The sequence below is a fragment of the Leptothrix toolikensis (SeqCode) genome, from assembly GCF_057922285.1.
The window spans coordinates 22,454-39,030 of sequence record NZ_JBYSVC010000018.1 but is presented as its reverse complement, the minus strand read 5'-3'; the positions used below and the strand labels follow the sequence as shown (position 1 = coordinate 39,030).

Below are 16,577 nucleotides of genomic sequence, written 5' to 3'. Positions count from 1 at the left end.
ACAGCATGTCCGGCCCAGTAGCCGAAGAGATAGCCCAACGCAGCGCTGCACGTCATGAACAGCACGGCCCGGATCAGACGTGTCACCCCCATCGTCATCAATAAGAATCGTGGGGCAACGAGCGCAAGAAGCGGTAGCCCACACCGCGCACGGTGTCGATCAGCGCGGCACAATCCGCCGCCGCCAAGGCTTCTCGCAGCCGCTTGACATGGACGTCGATGGTGCGCTCTTCAATCTCGACTTGATCCCCCCAGACCCGGTCCAGCAACTGCGCACGACTGTGGACCCGCTCGGGGTAGCTCATGAGATAGCGCAACAAGCGGAACTCCGTGGGGCCTAATTTAAGTTCTTGTCCACCCCGGGTCACACGCACGGTGGCGGGATCAAGCCGTAAACCAGCCACTTCCAGCACCACATCCGAGGCCTCAGGCGAGCGCCGCCGCAACACAGCGCGGATGCGCGCTTGCAGTTCATTGATCGAAAAAGGCTTGACCAGATAATCATCGGCCCCAGCATCCAGCCCTGCGACTTTGTCGCTTTCTTCGGAGCGCGCAGTGAGCATGATGATGGGCAGATGCCGGGTGCGTACATCCGCACGCCAGCGTCTGGCCAACGACAAGCCACTTTGGCCCGGCAACATCCAGTCCAGCAAAATCAGATCAGGCAGTGTCGCGTCCAGATGGGCGGTGGCTTCGCGCTCATCGCGGGCCAAAAGCACCTCAAAACCGGCATGCCGCAAGTTGATGGCGATCAGGGCCGCGATGGCGTACTCGTCTTCGACGACGAGGATGCGACTCATGCCTTGAGCTCCACCACCATCTCAACGCACCAAGGACTCGACCGCATCGGGTGAGTTGTGGCGCACGTCCTTGCCCTTGACGATGTAGATGATCTGTTCGGCAAGATTCTTGGCGTGATCACCGATGCGCTCAATGGCCTTGGCCACGAACACCAAGTCGATGCTGGCCGAAATGGTGCGCGGGTCTTCCATCATGTAGGTGATGAGCTTGCGCATCAGCCCTTCAAATTCTTGGTCGATTTCGTGATCCTGCTTGAGCACCTGCAAGGCTTGCTGGGTGTCGAGGCGCGCAAAAGCATCCAAGGCGCGGTGCAGCAAGGCGGAGGCCAAGCTCGCTTCAAAGGACAAGTCAGTGATGGGCATGCGCATGCGCCCAATCACGCCGACATCAATAAGGCGCTGCACGGTGTGCGCAATACGGGCCGCTTCATCGCCCACCCGCTCTAGATTACCCACGGTCTTGGAAATGGCGATCAACAAGCGCAGGTCGCGGGCCGTGGGTTGGCGACGCGCAATGATGGTCTGGAGATCGCGGTCAATCTCAATCTCAAGCTGATTGACACGCACTTCACCCTGGAGAACCAGCGAGGCCAATTCTTGGCTGAACTCGGTCAAAGCACGGATGGACTGATTCACCTGGGATTCAACCAAGCCGCCCATTTCAAGCACGCGGGTCGAGATGGCACTGAGCTCGCTATCGAACTGGGTGGAAAGATGTTTATCGCTCATGGTGGTCGGTAAGGGACGGGGCTCAGCCAAAACGGCCGGTGATGTAGTCTTCGGTTTCTTTGCGCTGCGGCTTCATGAACAAATCGTTCGTCGGCCCAAACTCGATCAAGTCCCCCAAATACATGTAGGCGGTGTAGTCGGACGAACGCGCCGCTTGCTGCATGTTGTGGGTCACGATCACGACGGTGTAATCGCTCTTGAGCTCGTCGATCAGCTCCTCAATCTTGCCCGTTGAGATCGGGTCCAGCGCCGAACACGGCTCATCCAAGAGCAAAACTTCCGGTTTGATCGCAATACCGCGCGCGATACATAGCCGTTGTTGCTGCCCCCCCGACAAGCCAGAACCACTCTGGCCCAGTTTGTCCTTCACTTCATTCCACAAGGCGGCTTTTTTGAGCGCCCACTCGACACGCTCGTCCATTTCGACGCGCGGCAAGTTCTCGAACAGGCGCACGCCAAAAGCGATGTTGTCGTAGATCGACATCGGAAAGGGCGTGGGCTTTTGGAACACCATGCCCACCCGGGCACGGATCAGCGACACATCATCGCGGCTGCTCAAGATGTCTTGGCCATCCAGCAACACCTGACCTTCAGCGCGTTGCTCCGGATAGAGCTCGAACATGCGGTTGAAGGTGCGCAGCAAAGTGGATTTGCCGCAGCCTGAAGGGCCAATGAACGCGGTCACTTTTTTCTCAGGAATATCCAGATGGATGTTCTTGAGAGCATGAAAGTGGCCGTAATAGAAGTTCAGATCGCGAACCTTGATCTTGGTCCGCTCCCCGGCTTGGGCTGATTCGGTGCTCAACGTCATGTCAGTGCGAAAGTTGCAGAAGGTTGAGGACTCAGTGCTTGTTGCGAAGCAAGGTGCGCGCCAGGATGTTGAGTAACAACACCCCCGTGGTGATCAACAACACCCCCGCCCAAGCGAGCTTTTGCCAATTCTCGTAAGGGCTCATCGCAAATTTAAAAATCGTGACCGGCAGCGTGGCAATCGGCTCAGCCAGATTGGTGGTCCAGAATTGATTGGACAAGGCCGTAAAGAGCAAGGGCGCGGTCTCGCCTGAAATACGGGCCACCGCCAACAACACCCCGGTCAAAACGCCAGCACGGGCTGATTTGAGGGTGATCGACAGAATCACTTTCCATTTGGGCGTGCCCAAGGCGTAAGCAGCTTCTCGCAGCGCACCGGGGATCAAATTGAGCATGTTCTCGGTGGTACGGATCACCACCGGGATGACGATCAACGCCAGCGCAAAAACCCCGGCAAACCCCGAAAAGCTCTTCACCCGCGCCACCCAAACGGTGTACACAAACAAGCCAATCACGATCGACGGGGCCGAAAGCAAGATCTCGTTGATAAAGCGAGTCAGGCGTCCGATAAAACTACGCCGGCCATATTCAGCCAGATAGATGCCCGCCAGCAAACCGATGGGTGTACCGATCAGCGTCGCCAAAGTCACAATGCTCAGCGAGCCAAAAATCGCATTGGCCAAGCCACCCACTTCAGCCTGCGGTGGGGGCGTCATCTCGGTAAAGATGGCCAGATTCAGCCCTTCGATGCCCAGCTGCAAGGTCTCAAACAAGATCCAAGCCAGCCAGAACAGGCCAAAAATCATGGCAGCCACCGACATGCTCAGTGCAAGCACGTTAACGAGCTTGCGCCGGCGATGCATCGCCAGCCGCCCCGCCAAGGTGGGGTCCAGTGCCGGTGTACTCATCACAGCCCTTCCCTTTTCTTAAGCTGACGCAGCAGCAGCTTGGACGCAATCAGCACCACAAAGGTGATGAAGAACAGAATCAGACCCAGATAGATCAAGGAGGCCTGATGCAGCCCTTCATTGGCCTCCGCAAACTCATTGGCCAACGCTGATGTGATGCTGTTGGCTGCCTCAAAAAGCGAAATCGAGTTGAGCTGGTTCATGTTGCCGATCACAAACGTCACGGCCATCGTCTCGCCCAAAGCGCGCCCCAAGCCCAGCATGATGCCGCCGAGCACACCGCTCTTGGTGTAGGGCAGAACCACTTTCCAGATGACTTCCCACGTGGTCGAACCCAAACCGTAGGCCGACTCTTTGAGCATCGTCGGGGTGACCTCAAACACATCCCGCATCACCGAGGCGATGAAGGGAATGATCATGATGGCCAGCAAAATACCGGCGGCCAGCAAACCCAACCCCACCGGCGGACCTTGGAACAACGCCCCCAAGCCCGGCACCTTGCCCAAACTGGCTTGCAAGGGCTGCTGGACATACTGCGCCAGCAACGGACCAAAAACCAGCAAGCCCCACATGCCATAAACGATGGAAGGCACCGCCGCCAGCAGCTCGATGGCGATGCCCAAGGGGCGACGCAACCAAGACGGGGACAACTCCGTCAAAAACAAAGCGATGCCAAAGCTCACCGGCACCGCGATCAACAAGGCGATGGCCGAGGTCACCAAGGTGCCCACGATCATCACCAAGCCGCCGAAATGTTCGTTGACCGGATCCCACTCTGCACGGAACAAAAAGCTCAGGCCGTACTCGCGAATCGCCGGCATCGCACCGATCACCAACGAGACAATGATCGCCGCCAGCATGGCCAGCGTCAGCCATGCGGCACCCGTTGCCATGAAGGCAAAGATTCGGTCCGGCCAGCGTGAAAAACGACGCCGCGTCACAGTCCCCGTACGGGATGGCGCACGATCCATCGGGAAATCCTCAAGTCGCAAAGCACGCAGTGTATCGGCCATCACTCAACTTTCTTTGCAGAGCTGTGTCGAATCAACGCACGCTCTTGCCGTCAGCGCTTTTGATTGAGGCCCACTGCTTGCGCACCAAGTCTTTCACGCTGTCGGGCAAGGGCACGTATTCAAGTTCCGCCGCCATCTTGTCGCCGCTCGGCTTGTAAGCCCAATCGACAAATTTCAGGACTGAGGCCGAATTAGCGGGCTTTTCAGCCGACTTATGCATCAGGATGAAAGTGGCACCTGTCAGGGGCCAAGAAGCCTTGCCAGGCTGATTGGTGAGGATTTGATAGAAGCTGCGCGACCAGTCGGCCGTGGCGGCTGCGGCCTTGAAGTTCACATCATCGGGCTCGACAAACTGACCATCTTGGTTGCGCAGTTGCACATAGGTCATCTTGTTTTGCTTGACATAGGCGTACTCGACATAGCCGATCGCATTGGGCAGACGCTGCACAAAGGCGGCCACACCTTCATTGCCTTTGCCACCTGAACCCACGGGCCATTCGACAGCAGTACCTTCACCGACCTTGGCTTTCCAATCCGGGCTGACCTTGGAGAGATAGTTGGTGAACAAGAAGCTGGTGCCCGAACCATCCGCGCGACGCACCACAGCAATGGCGGCATCCGGCAAGGCCAGACCGGGATTCAGCGTGGTGATCACCGGATCGTTCCACTTGGTGATCTTGCCCAGATAAATGTCGGCCAAAACCGGGCCCGTCAACTTGATCTGGCCCGGCAAGATGCCTTTGATATTGACCACTGGCACCACACCGCCAATGACGGTCGGGAACTGCATCAGATCGTCTTTGCTCAGATCGTCGTCTTTGAGCGGCATATCGGAAGCACCAAAATCAACCGTCTTGGCCTTGATCTGCTTGAGACCTGCGCCCGAACCGACCGATTGGTAATTGACACGAGCACCCGTTTCTTTGTGAAAGGCATCGGCCCATTTGGCATAGATCGGTGCCGGAAACGTCGCCCCTGCGCCAGTGACGTCTTGGGCTTGAGCACAGGACGTCCAAGCCGTCAACGAGGTCAGGGAGAGCAAAGCAAGGGAAGAACGCACAAAAGCCGTCATGGGAATCGTCCGGTTGTCTACAAATTGAAACAGGGCGCAATGTAGGGTGCCCGTATGACATTTTGATGACAACCCATGCTTGCCACGTGCATCCCCCTCATCCCTACTTGCGCACAGCAGCAGCCAGTTCAGCAGCGTAACGCTGTGCAAGGCCCGCATCACGCGCCTCAACCATCACCCGCAGCAGCGGCTCGGTGCCGCTGGCTCGGATCAAGACCCGGCCATTCAAACCCAGTTCGCGGCCGATACGCTCTTGTTCCGCCGCAAGATGGGCGTTTTGACGCCAATCCGAACCCGCTGCCAGCCGCACATTGATCATCGTTTGTGGGTACAGCGTCACCTCCGCCAGCAACTCGGAGAGCGAATGGCCGCTGCGCTGCTGGGCCTGCAAAACCTGCAAAGCACTCACAATGCCGTCACCCGTGGTGTGGCAATCCAAGGCGAGCAGATGCCCCGAGCCTTCACCCCCCAGTTGCCAGCCCAGACGCGTCAACTCTTCGAGGACATAGCGGTCCCCCACCTTGGCCCGCACAAAGCCCACACCGCGTTGCTGCAAGGCCACTTCCACCGCCATGTTGGTCATGAGCGTACCGACCACGCCGGGGATACGTTCACCGCGCGCCAGACGATCCTGAGCCATCACGAACAGCAATTCATCGCCGTTGTAAAGCCGCCCTTGGCTATCGACCAGTTGCAGGCGATCCGCATCACCGTCGAGGGCCACCCCGAAATCAGCGCCCTGCTCAAGGACCGTGCGCACCAGCAACTCTGGCGAAGTGGCACCCACACCGTCGTTGATGTTCAAGCCGTCCGGTGCGCAGCCGATGCGAATGACATCGGCACCCAGCTCGTGAAAGACATCAGGAGCCACGTGATAGGCTGCACCGTGCGCCGCATCCACCACGATCTTGAGGCCCTTGAGAGACAGATCGTGTGGGAAGGTCGATTTACAAAACTCGATATAGCGCCCCGGGGCGTCATCCAGACGCCGCGCGCGGCCCAGAGCGCGTGAATCAGCCCAGCGAGGCGGTTGCTCTAGGGCTTTCTCGACCTCAATTTCCCAAGCATCAGGCAGCTTTTCGCCACGTGCCGAGAAAAACTTGATGCCGTTGTCCGCAAACGGGTTGTGGGACGCACTGATGACCACCCCCAAGTTCAAACGCAGAGCACGGGTCAAATACGCCACCCCCGGTGTGGGTAAAGGCCCCGTAAGCACCACATCGACCCCAGCTGAATTGAGTCCAGCCTCTAAGGCCGACTCTAGGGTGTAGCCAGAAATACGGGTGTCCTTGCCGATAAGCACCGTGGGGCGTTCGGTTTCCGTGCGCAACACATGGCCAACGGCATGGCCCAAACGCAGAAAAAAATCCGGTGTGATCGGCTCTCGCCCCACCACACCCCGAATGCCATCTGTGCCGAAATAGCGCCTGCTCATGCATTAACCCTCATCTTGATCAAGGAGGGTGATTGTCCCTTGCTATGCAATGAATCGTCGAGCTCAGCGGGCAACGGCGCGCAACGGCTTCACACAGGTGCAACAGAAAGCGACACAGCGGCTGTTTTTTCAAGCAATCCAGCCTGCTTCCAGACCTTGAGCGCATCGACATGGGCGGCCACGTCATGCACGCGCAACACCCTAGCACCCCAAACCACGGCCGCCAACCCCGCAGCAAGGCTGGCGGGCAGGCGCTCGGACACCGCCCGCCCCGTCACCGCACCCAGCGATGATTTGCGTGACCAGCCGGCCAAGACCGGATAGCCCATCGCCAACAAAGCCTTCTGCCCTGGGAGTAACGCAAAGTTGTGCGCCACTGATTTACCAAAACCAATGCCGGGATCAAGCACGATGCGGGACGCATTCACCCCACGTTGCAGGATCTGCGCCGTGCGGTCCCTCAGAAAGTCACGCACCTCAAGCACCACATCGGCATAAATCGGTGCTTGCTGCATCGACCGAGGCTCGCCCTGCATGTGCATCAGGCAAATCCCGCAGGCGGGATGGCCAGCAACAAGCTCCAAGGCCCCTGGGGCACGCAGGGCATCAATGTCATTGATGACATCGACACCCAGACCCAGCGCTGCCGCCATGACCTCGGTCTTGGCGGTATCGACCGAAATGGGCACACCCAGCTTCAAAGCGGCTTCGAGCACCGGCCCCAAGCGATCCAGCTCCTGCGCGAATGAAACTGCATCGGCACCTGGGCGGCTGGATTCGGCACCGATATCGAGCATATCGGCCCCTTCTGCCACCAGTTGTTCACAGTGGGCCAAGGTCTGCGCCAAACTGCGCCCACCGTCTGAGAACGAATCAGGCGTGACATTGACGATCCCCATAACCCGGGGCATCGTCAAATCAAGCGCAAAGCGCCCGGCTTGCCAAATCACAAAGAACTCAGCTCACACCGGGGTCGCAGCAGCACTGCCAGGGGTTACGGGCGGATTGGCGTTGCCACCACTTCTGTTCACAGACGGGCTCCAGTCCTTGGGCGGACGGGGGGTACGGCCATGCATGATGTCTTCGATTTGCTCGGCATCGATGGTTTCCCATTCAAGCAAAGCCTGCGCCATGACGTGCATCTTGTCTTGGTGATCTTCGATCAGACGACGCGCCGCAGCGTATTGCAAGTCGATGATGCGCCGCACTTCGGCATCCACCTTTTGCATGGTCTGCTCGCTCATGGTGGTGGTCTTGGTCACTGAACGACCCAAAAACACCTCCCCTTCGTTCTCAGCGTAAACCATCGGCCCCAAGGCTTCCGTCATGCCGTAGCGCGTCACCATGTCACGTGCAATGTGAGTCGCCCGTTCGAAATCGTTGCTGGCCCCAGTGGTCATCTGATTCATGAACACTTCCTCGGCAATCCGGCCACCAAACAAGACGGAGATCGTCGAGAGCATCCGATCCTTGTCCATGCTGTAGCGATCCCCTTCGGGCAATTGCATCGTCACACCCAAGGCGCGACCACGCGGAATGATGGTGACCTTATGAACCGGATCGGTCTTGGGCAGAAGACGCGCCACCAAGGCGTGGCCCGATTCGTGATACGCCGTGTTGCGACGCTCTTCTTCGGGCATGACCATCGACTTGCGCTCTGGCCCCATCATGATCTTGTCTTTGGCCTTCTCGAAGTCCTGCATTTCCACCAACCGGCCATTGCGCCGGGCAGCGAAAAGCGCGGCTTCATTGACCAAATTGGCCAAATCAGCGCCTGAGAATCCCGGCGTACCGCGCGCCAAAATATCTGCGCGGACGTCTTGGCCGATCGGCACCTTGCGGGCATGCACATTGAGGATTTGCTCGCGCCCACGCACATCCGGCAGCGTGACATAGACCTGCCGGTCGAAACGGCCCGGACGCAACAGCGCGGGATCAAGAATGTCAGGCCGGTTGGTAGCGGCCATGACGATGACACCGAGATTGGTCTCGAAGCCATCCATCTCGACCAGCATCTGGTTCAAGGTTTGTTCGCGCTCATCGTTGCCGCCGCCCACACCGGCCCCACGATGACGACCGACAGCGTCAATTTCATCGATAAAGATGATGCAAGGCGCGCTCTTCTTGGCTTGCTCGAACATGTCGCGCACACGCGCTGCACCGACACCCACAAACATTTCGACGAAATCAGAACCTGAAATCGAGAAGAACGGCACCTTGGCTTCGCCCGCAATGGCCTTGGCCAGCAAGGTCTTGCCGGTTCCCGGAGGTCCGACGAGCAGCACACCCCGTGGAATACGCCCGCCCAACTTCTGGAACTTCTGCGGATCCTTCAAGAAATCCACCAGCTCCTTCACCTCTTCCTTGGCCTCATCGCAACCGGCGACATCGGCGAAAGTGGTCGAGTTGTTGGCTTCGTCGAGCATGCGGGCCTTGGACTTGCCAAAACTGAACGCACCGCCCTTGCCGCCACCTTGCATCTGACGCATGAAGTACACCCAGACGCCGATCAGAAGCACCATCGGCCCCCAAGAGATCAGCAAGCTGGTCAACAAGGAAGGCTCGTCGCGCGGCTTGACCTTGAAGCGAATGCCGTTGTTGATCAAGTCGCCCACCAAGCCCCGATCCAGATAGGTCGCAGTGGTGCGAACTTTCTTGTCATCGGTGGTGAGGGCTTCAATCTCCGCGCCTCCAGGGTTCTCTTGAAGAACGACTTCTCGAATGCGTTTAGCCCGAACTTCTTCGAGAAACTCGGAGTAACCAATTTGGTTACCCCCCACTGTTGCACGGTCGAACTGCTTGAAGACAGTGAACAAAACCAGGGCGATCACCAGCCAGACAGCGACCTTGGAGAACCATTGATTGTTCACCGCAGCTCCTTTTTTAATCTTGATGCATCCCCGTCAGGGGACTCCGACCACACCCAATGTGCAGCCGATACCTCGCGGTAGATGGGGGCGATTTTAGTCGAGTCAACCCCTTTGATGCGCAGACGATGATTTGAGCCCCATGCCTACCAAAAAAGTTTCTGATGAGCGGTCCCGAGAGGCTTTGGGTTTGATGGGTTTGACCACCCGAAAGGTCTTTTTGAACAGCTCCACACCCTCGTTATAGCTGGTGCCGTGAAAAACCTTGCACACCAATGCCCCCTCTGGTCGAAGGTGCGTTTGAGCGAAATCCACGGCCAATTCAACCAAATGAGCCACCCGTGCTGCATCTGCGCTTTCAACGCCCGACAAATTGGGAGCCATGTCCGAGATCACCACATCGATGGGTCGGCCCGCCAGTGCAGCGTCAAGCTGCGCCACCACCGCATCCTCACGGAAGTCGCCTTGGATAAACACCACCCCCTCGATCGGTTCGCACTCAATCAGATCGAGCGCAATGATGGTGCCGAGCAACTCGCCCACGGCCGCACCACCACTACCGGCGGTCTTGGGTGCAAATTGGCGGCGCACGTACTGGCTCCAAGCCCCAGGTGCAGCACCGAGATCGACCACCACTTGTCCCGGTTTGATGAGCCCAAGGATCTCATCAATTTCTTTTAATTTGTAGGCAGCGCGAGCGCGAAAGCCTTCCTTATGGGCCAGTCTGACGTAGGGGTCACTGATGTGATCGTGCAACCACGCCTTGTTGAGCTTCTTGCTTTTGGTTCTGATTTTCATGATGGACGGATAATAGAGGGATGCCTGCCATTCATTTGACTCCGGCCCAACGCAAAGACCATCGCGCTGCGGCCCACCACCTCAACCCCGTCGTCATGATTGGGGCCGAGGGCCTGACCCCCGCCGTCCTCAAAGAGGCCGAAGCGGCGCTGAGCGCTCACGGTTTGATCAAGATTCGCGTCTTCAGTGACCAGCGCACCGAGCGCGACGCCTTCTTGGACGCTTTGGCGGATCAGCTTAACGCTGCCCCGATCCAGCACATCGGCAAATTGCTGGTGCTCTGGCGTCCCACAACGGAGAAAGAAAAAGCCGAGCCCGCTCATCGCATGCCCGGGCCCCGCGTCGTGCGCGTGGTCAAGCCCGCCAAAAGCGCCACCCATCGGCCACAAGTCAAGAAATTGACCGTCCTCGGCAATGAACGACTGACCTCCAGCGGCAGCGTCAAGCGCGCCAAGCCGCATCAGATCAGCCAGAAAAAGCGCGCGCTCGGTTCGACCTGACCGCGCATCCCGTGTGAGACCCAGTCGCCAGCGCGTTTAGCCCCGGCGACTGAGTCGAGCAATGAGCCGCCACGTCAACACGACCAAGATCAGCCCTTTCAAGCCGAAAAATGTGCTGGATAGCCCGTGTAGCAGTCCAAAGCTGAGCGAGCTTGTACCTAGCCGGGCCGATTCCATCATGGGTTGCAGCCCAAAGTAGCCCAGCACAGTGCAAAAAAGAGCCGCCAAAATCAGGCTCAGCTCCATAGAAAAAACCGAGCCTTGTCCCCAAACCGCGCGCAAGCTGGCCTGACGTCGCTCAATCAAGAACAGCGCAGCCGCCACACCCAACGCGGTATGCGCTTCGACACGAAACAACGCCCCAGCCACTTGACCGGCAAGCGGCCGATCCAACATCGAAAACAGCATGGGCGTGACCATCAGTGCCAAGGTAAGCACCAGTCCAAACCACAAAGCTGCCAGAACAACCTGGAAACGCAATAACAGCACGGGCAACACCGCTCAGGTCCTTAGATGTAGCGAACGTTGATGATTTCGTAGCGCTTGATGCCGCCGGGAGCGCGAACCTCGGCCACATCACCCGCCTCTTTGCCGATCAAGGCCCGCGAAATGGGTGAGCCAATCGAGATGCGGCACACCTTCAAATCAGCTTCATCTTCACCGACGATCTGATACGTCACCGCATCACCCGTCGCTTCTTCTTCAAGATCCACAGTCGAGCCAAACACCACGCGACCACCGGCATCCAACGTGCTCGGATCAATGATCTGCGCCATGGCCAGCTTGCTTTCGACTTCGAGGATGCGACCTTCAATGAAGCCTTGCTTGTCCTTGGCGGCCTCGTATTCGGCGTTTTCAGACAAATCGCCTTGAGCACGGGCTTCGGCAATCGCATTGATCACCCAGGGACGTTCCACCGTTTTAAGACGATGCAACTCTTGCTTGAGCGACTCAGCGCCGCGTTTGGTCAGGGGAATGGTGGCCATGATGAGATGAATGATGAACAAAAAGAACCGCCACCAGTCCCTGAAAATCCAAGGGAGCCGGCGGCGGTACTGGGGGCCGCAAAGAAAACGGCGCGGCGTTTAAGTCAGTTGAGCGTGCAGTTCCTGCAAAGACAGGACCGACAGATCGGCTTGATGTTTAAGGGCTTCCGTCGCTGCCTCACAACCCGCCATGGTGGTGTAGTAAGTCACCCGGTTGGCCAAAGCAGCGGTGCGGATATAGCGTGAATCAGCAATGGCGGTGCGGGTTTCATCCACGGTGGTGAACACCAACTGGATTTCACCGGCCTTGATCAAGTCAGCAATGTGCGGACGCCCCTCCTTGATCTTGTGGACCACTTTGACCGGCACCCCGCCCGCAGCAATGGCGGCAGCCGTGCCCTTGGTCGCCACGATGATGAAGCCCAGCGCGTGCAGATCACGCGCCACGCCCACGGCGCGCTCGTGATCGTTGGCCTTGACCGTGATCACCACCGTGCCCTTGGTCGGCAAACGTGAGCCGGCACCGAGCTGGCTCTTGAGCATCGCCTCGCCAAAGGTCTTGCCCACGCCCATGACTTCGCCGGTCGAACGCATTTCCGGGCCGAGGATCGGATCCACGCCCGGGAACTTGTTGAACGGGAAGACGGCTTCCTTGACGCTGAAATACGGCGGAATCACTTCGTGCGGCGGCAATCCATCAAGACCGCGTTGCTCGGAAAGCAGCTGCCCGGCCATGCAACGCGCTGCGATCTTGGCCAGCGGCTGCCCCGTGGCTTTGGAAACAAACGGCACCGTGCGCGACGCACGTGGGTTCACTTCGAGCACGTAGACCGTACACGCATCAAGCGAGCCGGTCACATCGCCTTGGATGGCGAACTGCACGTTCATCAGCCCCACCACCTTCAAGGCCTTGGCCATCAGGATGGTCTGGCGGCGCAGTTCGTCTTGCAGCACCTTGGACAAGGTGTACGGCGGCAATGAACACGCCGAGTCGCCCGAGTGAACGCCGGCTTGCTCGATGTGCTCCATGATCCCGCCGATCATGACGCCATCGTCACGATCACTGCCGTCGCTGATGCAGTCCATATCGACTTCAACGGCGTCGTCCAAGAAGCGGTCCAGCAACACGGGCGACTTCTCGCTGACGCGCACCGCTTCGCGCATATAGCGCTCAAGGTCTTTGTCGCCGTGAACGATTTCCATCGCCCGGCCGCCCAGCACGTAGCTCGGGCGCACCACCAGCGGATAGCCGATCTCGTTGGCCAGCGCAAGGGCGGCGTCTTCGGTCCGCGCTGTGCGGTTCGGCGGCTGCTTGAGGCCGAGCTTGTGCAGCAATTGCTGGAAACGCTCGCGGTCTTCAGCGATGTCGATCGAATCCGGGCTGGTGCCGATGATCGGCACGCCGTTGGCTTCGAGGTCCAGCGCCAGCTTGAGCGGTGTTTGGCCGCCGTACTGCACGATCACGCCGACCGGACGCTCCTTATCGACGATCTCCAGCACATCTTCGAGCGTCACCGGCTCAAAGTAGAGGCGGTCGGAGGTGTCGTAATCGGTCGAGACGGTTTCCGGATTGCAGTTGACCATGATGGTTTCGAAACCATCCTCGCTCAGGGCGAGGGCCGCATGCACGCAGCAGTAATCGAACTCGATGCCTTGGCCGATGCGGTTCGGGCCACCGCCCAACACCATGATCTTTTTCTTGGTCGTGGGTGCCGCTTCGCATTCACCGTCCGAGTTCTCGTAGCACGAGTACAGATACGCGGTTTGCGTCGCGAATTCGGCCGCACAGGTGTCCACGCGCTTGTAGACCGGGCGCACACCCAGCGCATGACGCGCACGGCGCACCTCGTGCTGGTTGGTGCCCATCAGCTTGGCCAAACGGCGATCCGAGAAACCCTTCTTCTTCAGAAAGCGCAACTCGGCTGCCGAGAGGCTAGCGACCGAACGGTCCTTGAGCTTGGCTTCGGTGGCGATCAGATCTTCGATCTGTGCCAAGAACCACGGATCAATCGCGGTTTCTTCAAAGATCTCATCCAGCGTCATGCCGATGCGGAAAGCATCCCCGACGAACAAAATACGTTCGGGGCCGGCTTCGCCAATCTCTTCGATGATTTCGTCGCGATCCGATGCCTTGCATGACGTGCGCTCGCTCAGGCCGTCGATGCCGGTTTCTAAGCCGCGCAGCGCCTTCTGGAATGATTCTTGGAAGGTCCGACCCATGGCCATCACTTCGCCCACCGACTTCATCTGCGTCGTCAGGTGCGGATCGGCTTCGCGGAACTTCTCGAAAGCAAAACGCGGGATCTTGGTGACCACGTAGTCGATCGAAGGCTCGAACGAGGCCGGCGTCGCCCCGCCCGTGATGTCGTTCTTCAACTCATCGAGCGTGTAGCCCACGGCCAGCTTGGCGGCGATCTTGGCAATCGGGAAACCCGTCGCCTTAGAAGCCAGCGCGGAGGAGCGCGACACGCGCGGATTCATCTCGATGACGACCATGCGGCCGTCCTGCGGATTGATCGAGAACTGGACGTTTGAGCCGCCAGTATCGACGCCGATCTCGCGCAAGATGGCGATGGAGGCGTTGCGCAGCAGCTGGTATTCGCGATCAGTGAGCGTCTGAGCCGGAGCCACGGTGATCGAGTCGCCGGTGTGGATACCCATCGGATCGAGGTTTTCGATCGAGCAGACGATGATGCAGTTGTCCGCTTTGTCGCGAACCACTTCCATCTCGTACTCTTTCCAACCGATCAGGGACTCTTCAATCAGCAACTCATGGGTCGGCGAAAGATCAATACCGCGTTTGCAGATCTCTTCAAACTCTTCTGGGTTATAGGCGATGCCACCGCCGGTGCCGCCGAGCGTGAAGCTGGGACGGATCACCATCGGAAAGCCCGAGCCACCGATGTCGGCTTGAATGCTCTTTTGAACGCTCCAAGCTTCTTCGAGGGTATGCGCGATGCCCGACTTGGCCGAGCCCAGCCCGATGGAGGTCATCGCGTCCTTGAACTTCAGACGGTCTTCGGCCTTCTCGATGGCGTGCTCGTTGGCCCCGATCATCTCCACGCCGTACTTGGCCAGCACACCGTGCTTGTGCAAGTCGAGGGCACAGTTCAGCGCGGTCTGGCCACCCATGGTGGGCAGGATCGCGTCCGGACGCTCCTTGGCGATGATCTTCTCGACCACCTGCCAAGTGATCGGCTCGATGTAGGTGACGTCGGCCGTGGCCGGGTCGGTCATGATCGTGGCCGGGTTCGAATTGACCAAGATGACCTTGTAGCCCTCTTCGCGCAGCGCCTTGCAGGCTTGCGCGCCGGAATAGTCGAACTCGCAGGCCTGGCCGATGATGATCGGGCCAGCGCCGATGATGAGGATGGATTTAAGGTCTGCGCGCTTAGGCATTCTTCTTCTCCGCCACGTGCTGGGTCATGAGCGCAGTGAAGCGGTCAAACAAGTAGGCAATGTCATGAGGACCGGGCGAGGCTTCCGGATGGCCCTGGAAGCAGAACGCCGGCTTATCGGTACGGGCCAAGCCTTGCAAAGTGCCATCAAACAAGCTGATGTGCGTCGGGCGCAGGTTGGCAGGTAGTGATTCCGCTTCGACCGCAAAACCGTGGTTCTGGCTGGTGATCGAGACGCGACCGCTGTCGAGATCCTTGACCGGATGGTTCGCGCCGTGATGGCCGAACTTCATCTTGAACGTCTTGGCCCCTGAGGCCAGCGCCATGATCTGATGCCCCAAGCAAATGCCGAAGGTCGGGATGCCGGTTTCGATCAACTCGGCAGCGGCCTTGATGGCGTAATCGCAAGGCTGCGGATCGCCCGGGCCGTTGCTCAAGAAGATGCCGTCCGGCTGGAGGGCCAGCACGTCAGCAGCGGGCGTCTTGGCGGGCACCACCGTGACCTTGCAGCCGCGCTCAGCCAACATGCGCAGGATGTTGCGCTTGACGCCAAAGTCATAGGCAACGACATGGAAGGCCGGGTTGGTGACTTGGCCGAAGCCCGGTTGACCGTCAGCACCGAAGAGCTTCCACTCGGTCTCCAGCCAGACTTCCGGCTCAGCGCGTGTCACCACTTGGGCCAGATCTTGACCGGCCATATTCGGTGCCTTGCGGGCCGAGGCGATGGCAGTATCCATCAAGGCTTGGGTGATCTCGGTGCCTGCGGGAAAAGCCACGATGCAGCCGTTCTGTGCGCCCGTGGTGCGCAGTAAACGGGTGAGTTTGCGGGTGTCGATGTCCGCGATGGCCACAGTGCCTTCTTGCACCAAATACTCAGACAGGGTCTGGGTCTGGCGGAAGTTGGAGGAACGAATAGGTAGATCTTTGATGATCAAACCAGCGGCATGGACTTTCAAAGCCTCGACATCCTGAGCATTGACACCGTAGTTGCCGATGTGCGGATACGTGAGGGTCACGATCTGCCGGCAATAGCTCGGGTCAGTGAGGATTTCTTGGTAGCCGGTCAGGGCGGTGTTGAACACCACTTCCCCGACCGTTTGACCGGCAGCGCCGATCGAGATGCCTTGAAAGACCGTGCCGTCTGCAAGAGCGAGAAGAGCAGGAGGCAAGACTGGCAGCACGGGTGGACTCCGATATGGATGCGCACCTAGCTCAACTCGGCTCGCACATGTCGGGCGTGTCCGCAAAGGGACCGTGAGAAG

Annotated in this window: 15 protein-coding genes; 1 reads left to right on the top strand and 14 read right to left on the bottom strand. The window is 58.8% G+C overall.

Annotation, left to right across the window (positions count from 1 at the left end):
- Positions 1–97 precede the first annotated feature (97 nt).
- The 10 genes from phoB to AC3VI7_RS04665 form a co-directional block, all read right to left on the bottom strand.
- A complete protein-coding gene (gene phoB, locus AC3VI7_RS04710; RefSeq protein ID WP_489671199.1) occupies positions 98–799 on the bottom strand; it encodes a phosphate regulon transcriptional regulator PhoB in 702 nt (233 codons plus the stop codon).
- A gap of 21 nt (positions 800–820) precedes the next feature.
- A complete protein-coding gene (gene phoU, locus AC3VI7_RS04705) occupies positions 821–1,528 on the bottom strand; it encodes a phosphate signaling complex protein PhoU (protein ID WP_489671198.1) in 708 nt (235 codons plus the stop codon).
- A gap of 22 nt (positions 1,529–1,550) precedes the next feature.
- On the bottom strand, positions 1,551–2,339 hold the full coding sequence (gene pstB / locus AC3VI7_RS04700) for a phosphate ABC transporter ATP-binding protein PstB (protein WP_489671197.1): 789 nt from the start codon (positions 2,337–2,339) through the stop codon (positions 1,551–1,553).
- A 31-nt stretch (positions 2,340–2,370) separates the two neighbouring features.
- Positions 2,371–3,246 carry a phosphate ABC transporter permease PstA gene (gene pstA / locus AC3VI7_RS04695; protein ID WP_489671196.1) on the bottom strand — a complete coding sequence of 292 codons (876 nt, stop codon included), beginning with the start codon at positions 3,244–3,246 and terminating at the stop codon, positions 2,371–2,373.
- Positions 3,246–4,217: a phosphate ABC transporter permease PstC gene (pstC, locus tag AC3VI7_RS04690; protein WP_489671207.1), complete on the bottom strand. Its 972-nt coding sequence runs from the start codon at positions 4,215–4,217 to the stop codon at positions 3,246–3,248. The genes pstA and pstC overlap by 1 nt, the downstream gene beginning before the upstream one ends.
- A gap of 73 nt (positions 4,218–4,290) precedes the next feature.
- On the bottom strand, positions 4,291–5,331 hold the full coding sequence (gene pstS / locus AC3VI7_RS04685; protein WP_489669754.1) for a phosphate ABC transporter substrate-binding protein PstS: 1,041 nt from the start codon (positions 5,329–5,331) through the stop codon (positions 4,291–4,293).
- A 103-nt stretch (positions 5,332–5,434) separates the two neighbouring features.
- Positions 5,435–6,766, bottom strand: a complete 1,332-nt coding sequence (gene glmM / locus AC3VI7_RS04680; protein ID WP_489669753.1) for a phosphoglucosamine mutase — start codon at positions 6,764–6,766, stop codon at positions 5,435–5,437.
- 89 nt (positions 6,767–6,855) lie between these two features.
- Positions 6,856–7,716: a dihydropteroate synthase gene (folP, locus tag AC3VI7_RS04675; protein ID WP_489669752.1), complete on the bottom strand. Its 861-nt coding sequence runs from the start codon at positions 7,714–7,716 to the stop codon at positions 6,856–6,858.
- 12 nt (positions 7,717–7,728) lie between these two features.
- Positions 7,729–9,636, bottom strand: coding sequence for an ATP-dependent zinc metalloprotease FtsH (gene ftsH / locus AC3VI7_RS04670; RefSeq protein WP_489669751.1), 1,908 nt, complete (start codon positions 9,634–9,636; stop codon positions 7,729–7,731).
- 102 nt (positions 9,637–9,738) lie between these two features.
- Complete coding sequence (locus AC3VI7_RS04665) at positions 9,739–10,431, bottom strand: RlmE family RNA methyltransferase (RefSeq protein WP_489669750.1); 693 nt, start codon at positions 10,429–10,431, stop codon at positions 9,739–9,741.
- A 20-nt stretch (positions 10,432–10,451) separates the two neighbouring features.
- Between AC3VI7_RS04665 and AC3VI7_RS04660 the strand changes: the two genes are divergently transcribed.
- The gene (locus tag AC3VI7_RS04660) at positions 10,452–10,931 is read left to right on the top strand and encodes a YhbY family RNA-binding protein (protein WP_489669749.1); all 480 of its coding nucleotides are present in this window, start codon (positions 10,452–10,454) and stop codon (positions 10,929–10,931) included.
- A gap of 36 nt (positions 10,932–10,967) precedes the next feature.
- Here the strand turns inward: AC3VI7_RS04660 and AC3VI7_RS04655 are convergent, their stop codons facing one another.
- The 4 genes from AC3VI7_RS04655 to carA all read right to left on the bottom strand — a co-directional run bounded on the left by AC3VI7_RS04655 (position 10,968) and on the right by carA (position 16,496).
- The gene (locus AC3VI7_RS04655; protein ID WP_489671408.1) at positions 10,968–11,420 is read right to left on the bottom strand and encodes a DUF4149 domain-containing protein; all 453 of its coding nucleotides are present in this window, start codon (positions 11,418–11,420) and stop codon (positions 10,968–10,970) included.
- A 20-nt stretch (positions 11,421–11,440) separates the two neighbouring features.
- On the bottom strand, positions 11,441–11,917 hold the full coding sequence (gene greA / locus AC3VI7_RS04650) for a transcription elongation factor GreA (RefSeq protein ID WP_489669747.1): 477 nt from the start codon (positions 11,915–11,917) through the stop codon (positions 11,441–11,443).
- Positions 11,918–12,016: 99 nt separating this feature from the next.
- Positions 12,017–15,316, bottom strand: coding sequence for a carbamoyl-phosphate synthase large subunit (gene carB, locus AC3VI7_RS04645; protein WP_489669746.1), 3,300 nt, complete (start codon positions 15,314–15,316; stop codon positions 12,017–12,019).
- Positions 15,309–16,496: a glutamine-hydrolyzing carbamoyl-phosphate synthase small subunit gene (carA, locus tag AC3VI7_RS04640; protein ID WP_489669745.1), complete on the bottom strand. Its 1,188-nt coding sequence runs from the start codon at positions 16,494–16,496 to the stop codon at positions 15,309–15,311. Before carA ends, carB begins: the two co-directional genes overlap by 8 nt.
- Between the last annotated feature and the right edge of the window lie 81 nt (positions 16,497–16,577).

Bases quoted from the DNA above. Each gene is read 5' to 3' on its own strand.
- phoB (WP_489671199.1), bottom strand. From the start codon at position 799: ATGAGTCGCATCCTCGTCGTCGAAGACGAGTACGCCATCGCGGCCCTG.
- phoU (WP_489671198.1), bottom strand. From the start codon at position 1,528: ATGAGCGATAAACATCTTTCCACCCAGTTCGATAGCGAGCTCAGTGCC.
- pstB (WP_489671197.1), bottom strand. From the start codon at position 2,339: ATGACGTTGAGCACCGAATCAGCCCAAGCCGGGGAGCGGACCAAGATC.
- pstA (WP_489671196.1), bottom strand. From the start codon at position 3,246: ATGAGTACACCGGCACTGGACCCCACCTTGGCGGGGCGGCTGGCGATG.
- pstC (WP_489671207.1), bottom strand. From the start codon at position 4,217: ATGGATCGTGCGCCATCCCGTACGGGGACTGTGACGCGGCGTCGTTTT.
- pstS (WP_489669754.1), bottom strand. From the start codon at position 5,331: ATGACGGCTTTTGTGCGTTCTTCCCTTGCTTTGCTCTCCCTGACCTCG.
- glmM (WP_489669753.1), bottom strand. From the start codon at position 6,766: ATGAGCAGGCGCTATTTCGGCACAGATGGCATTCGGGGTGTGGTGGGG.
- AC3VI7_RS04665 (WP_489669750.1), bottom strand. From the start codon at position 10,431: ATGAAAATCAGAACCAAAAGCAAGAAGCTCAACAAGGCGTGGTTGCAC.
- AC3VI7_RS04660 (WP_489669749.1), top strand. From the start codon at position 10,452: ATGCCTGCCATTCATTTGACTCCGGCCCAACGCAAAGACCATCGCGCT.
- greA (WP_489669747.1), bottom strand. From the start codon at position 11,917: ATGGCCACCATTCCCCTGACCAAACGCGGCGCTGAGTCGCTCAAGCAA.
- carB (WP_489669746.1), bottom strand. From the start codon at position 15,316: ATGCCTAAGCGCGCAGACCTTAAATCCATCCTCATCATCGGCGCTGGC.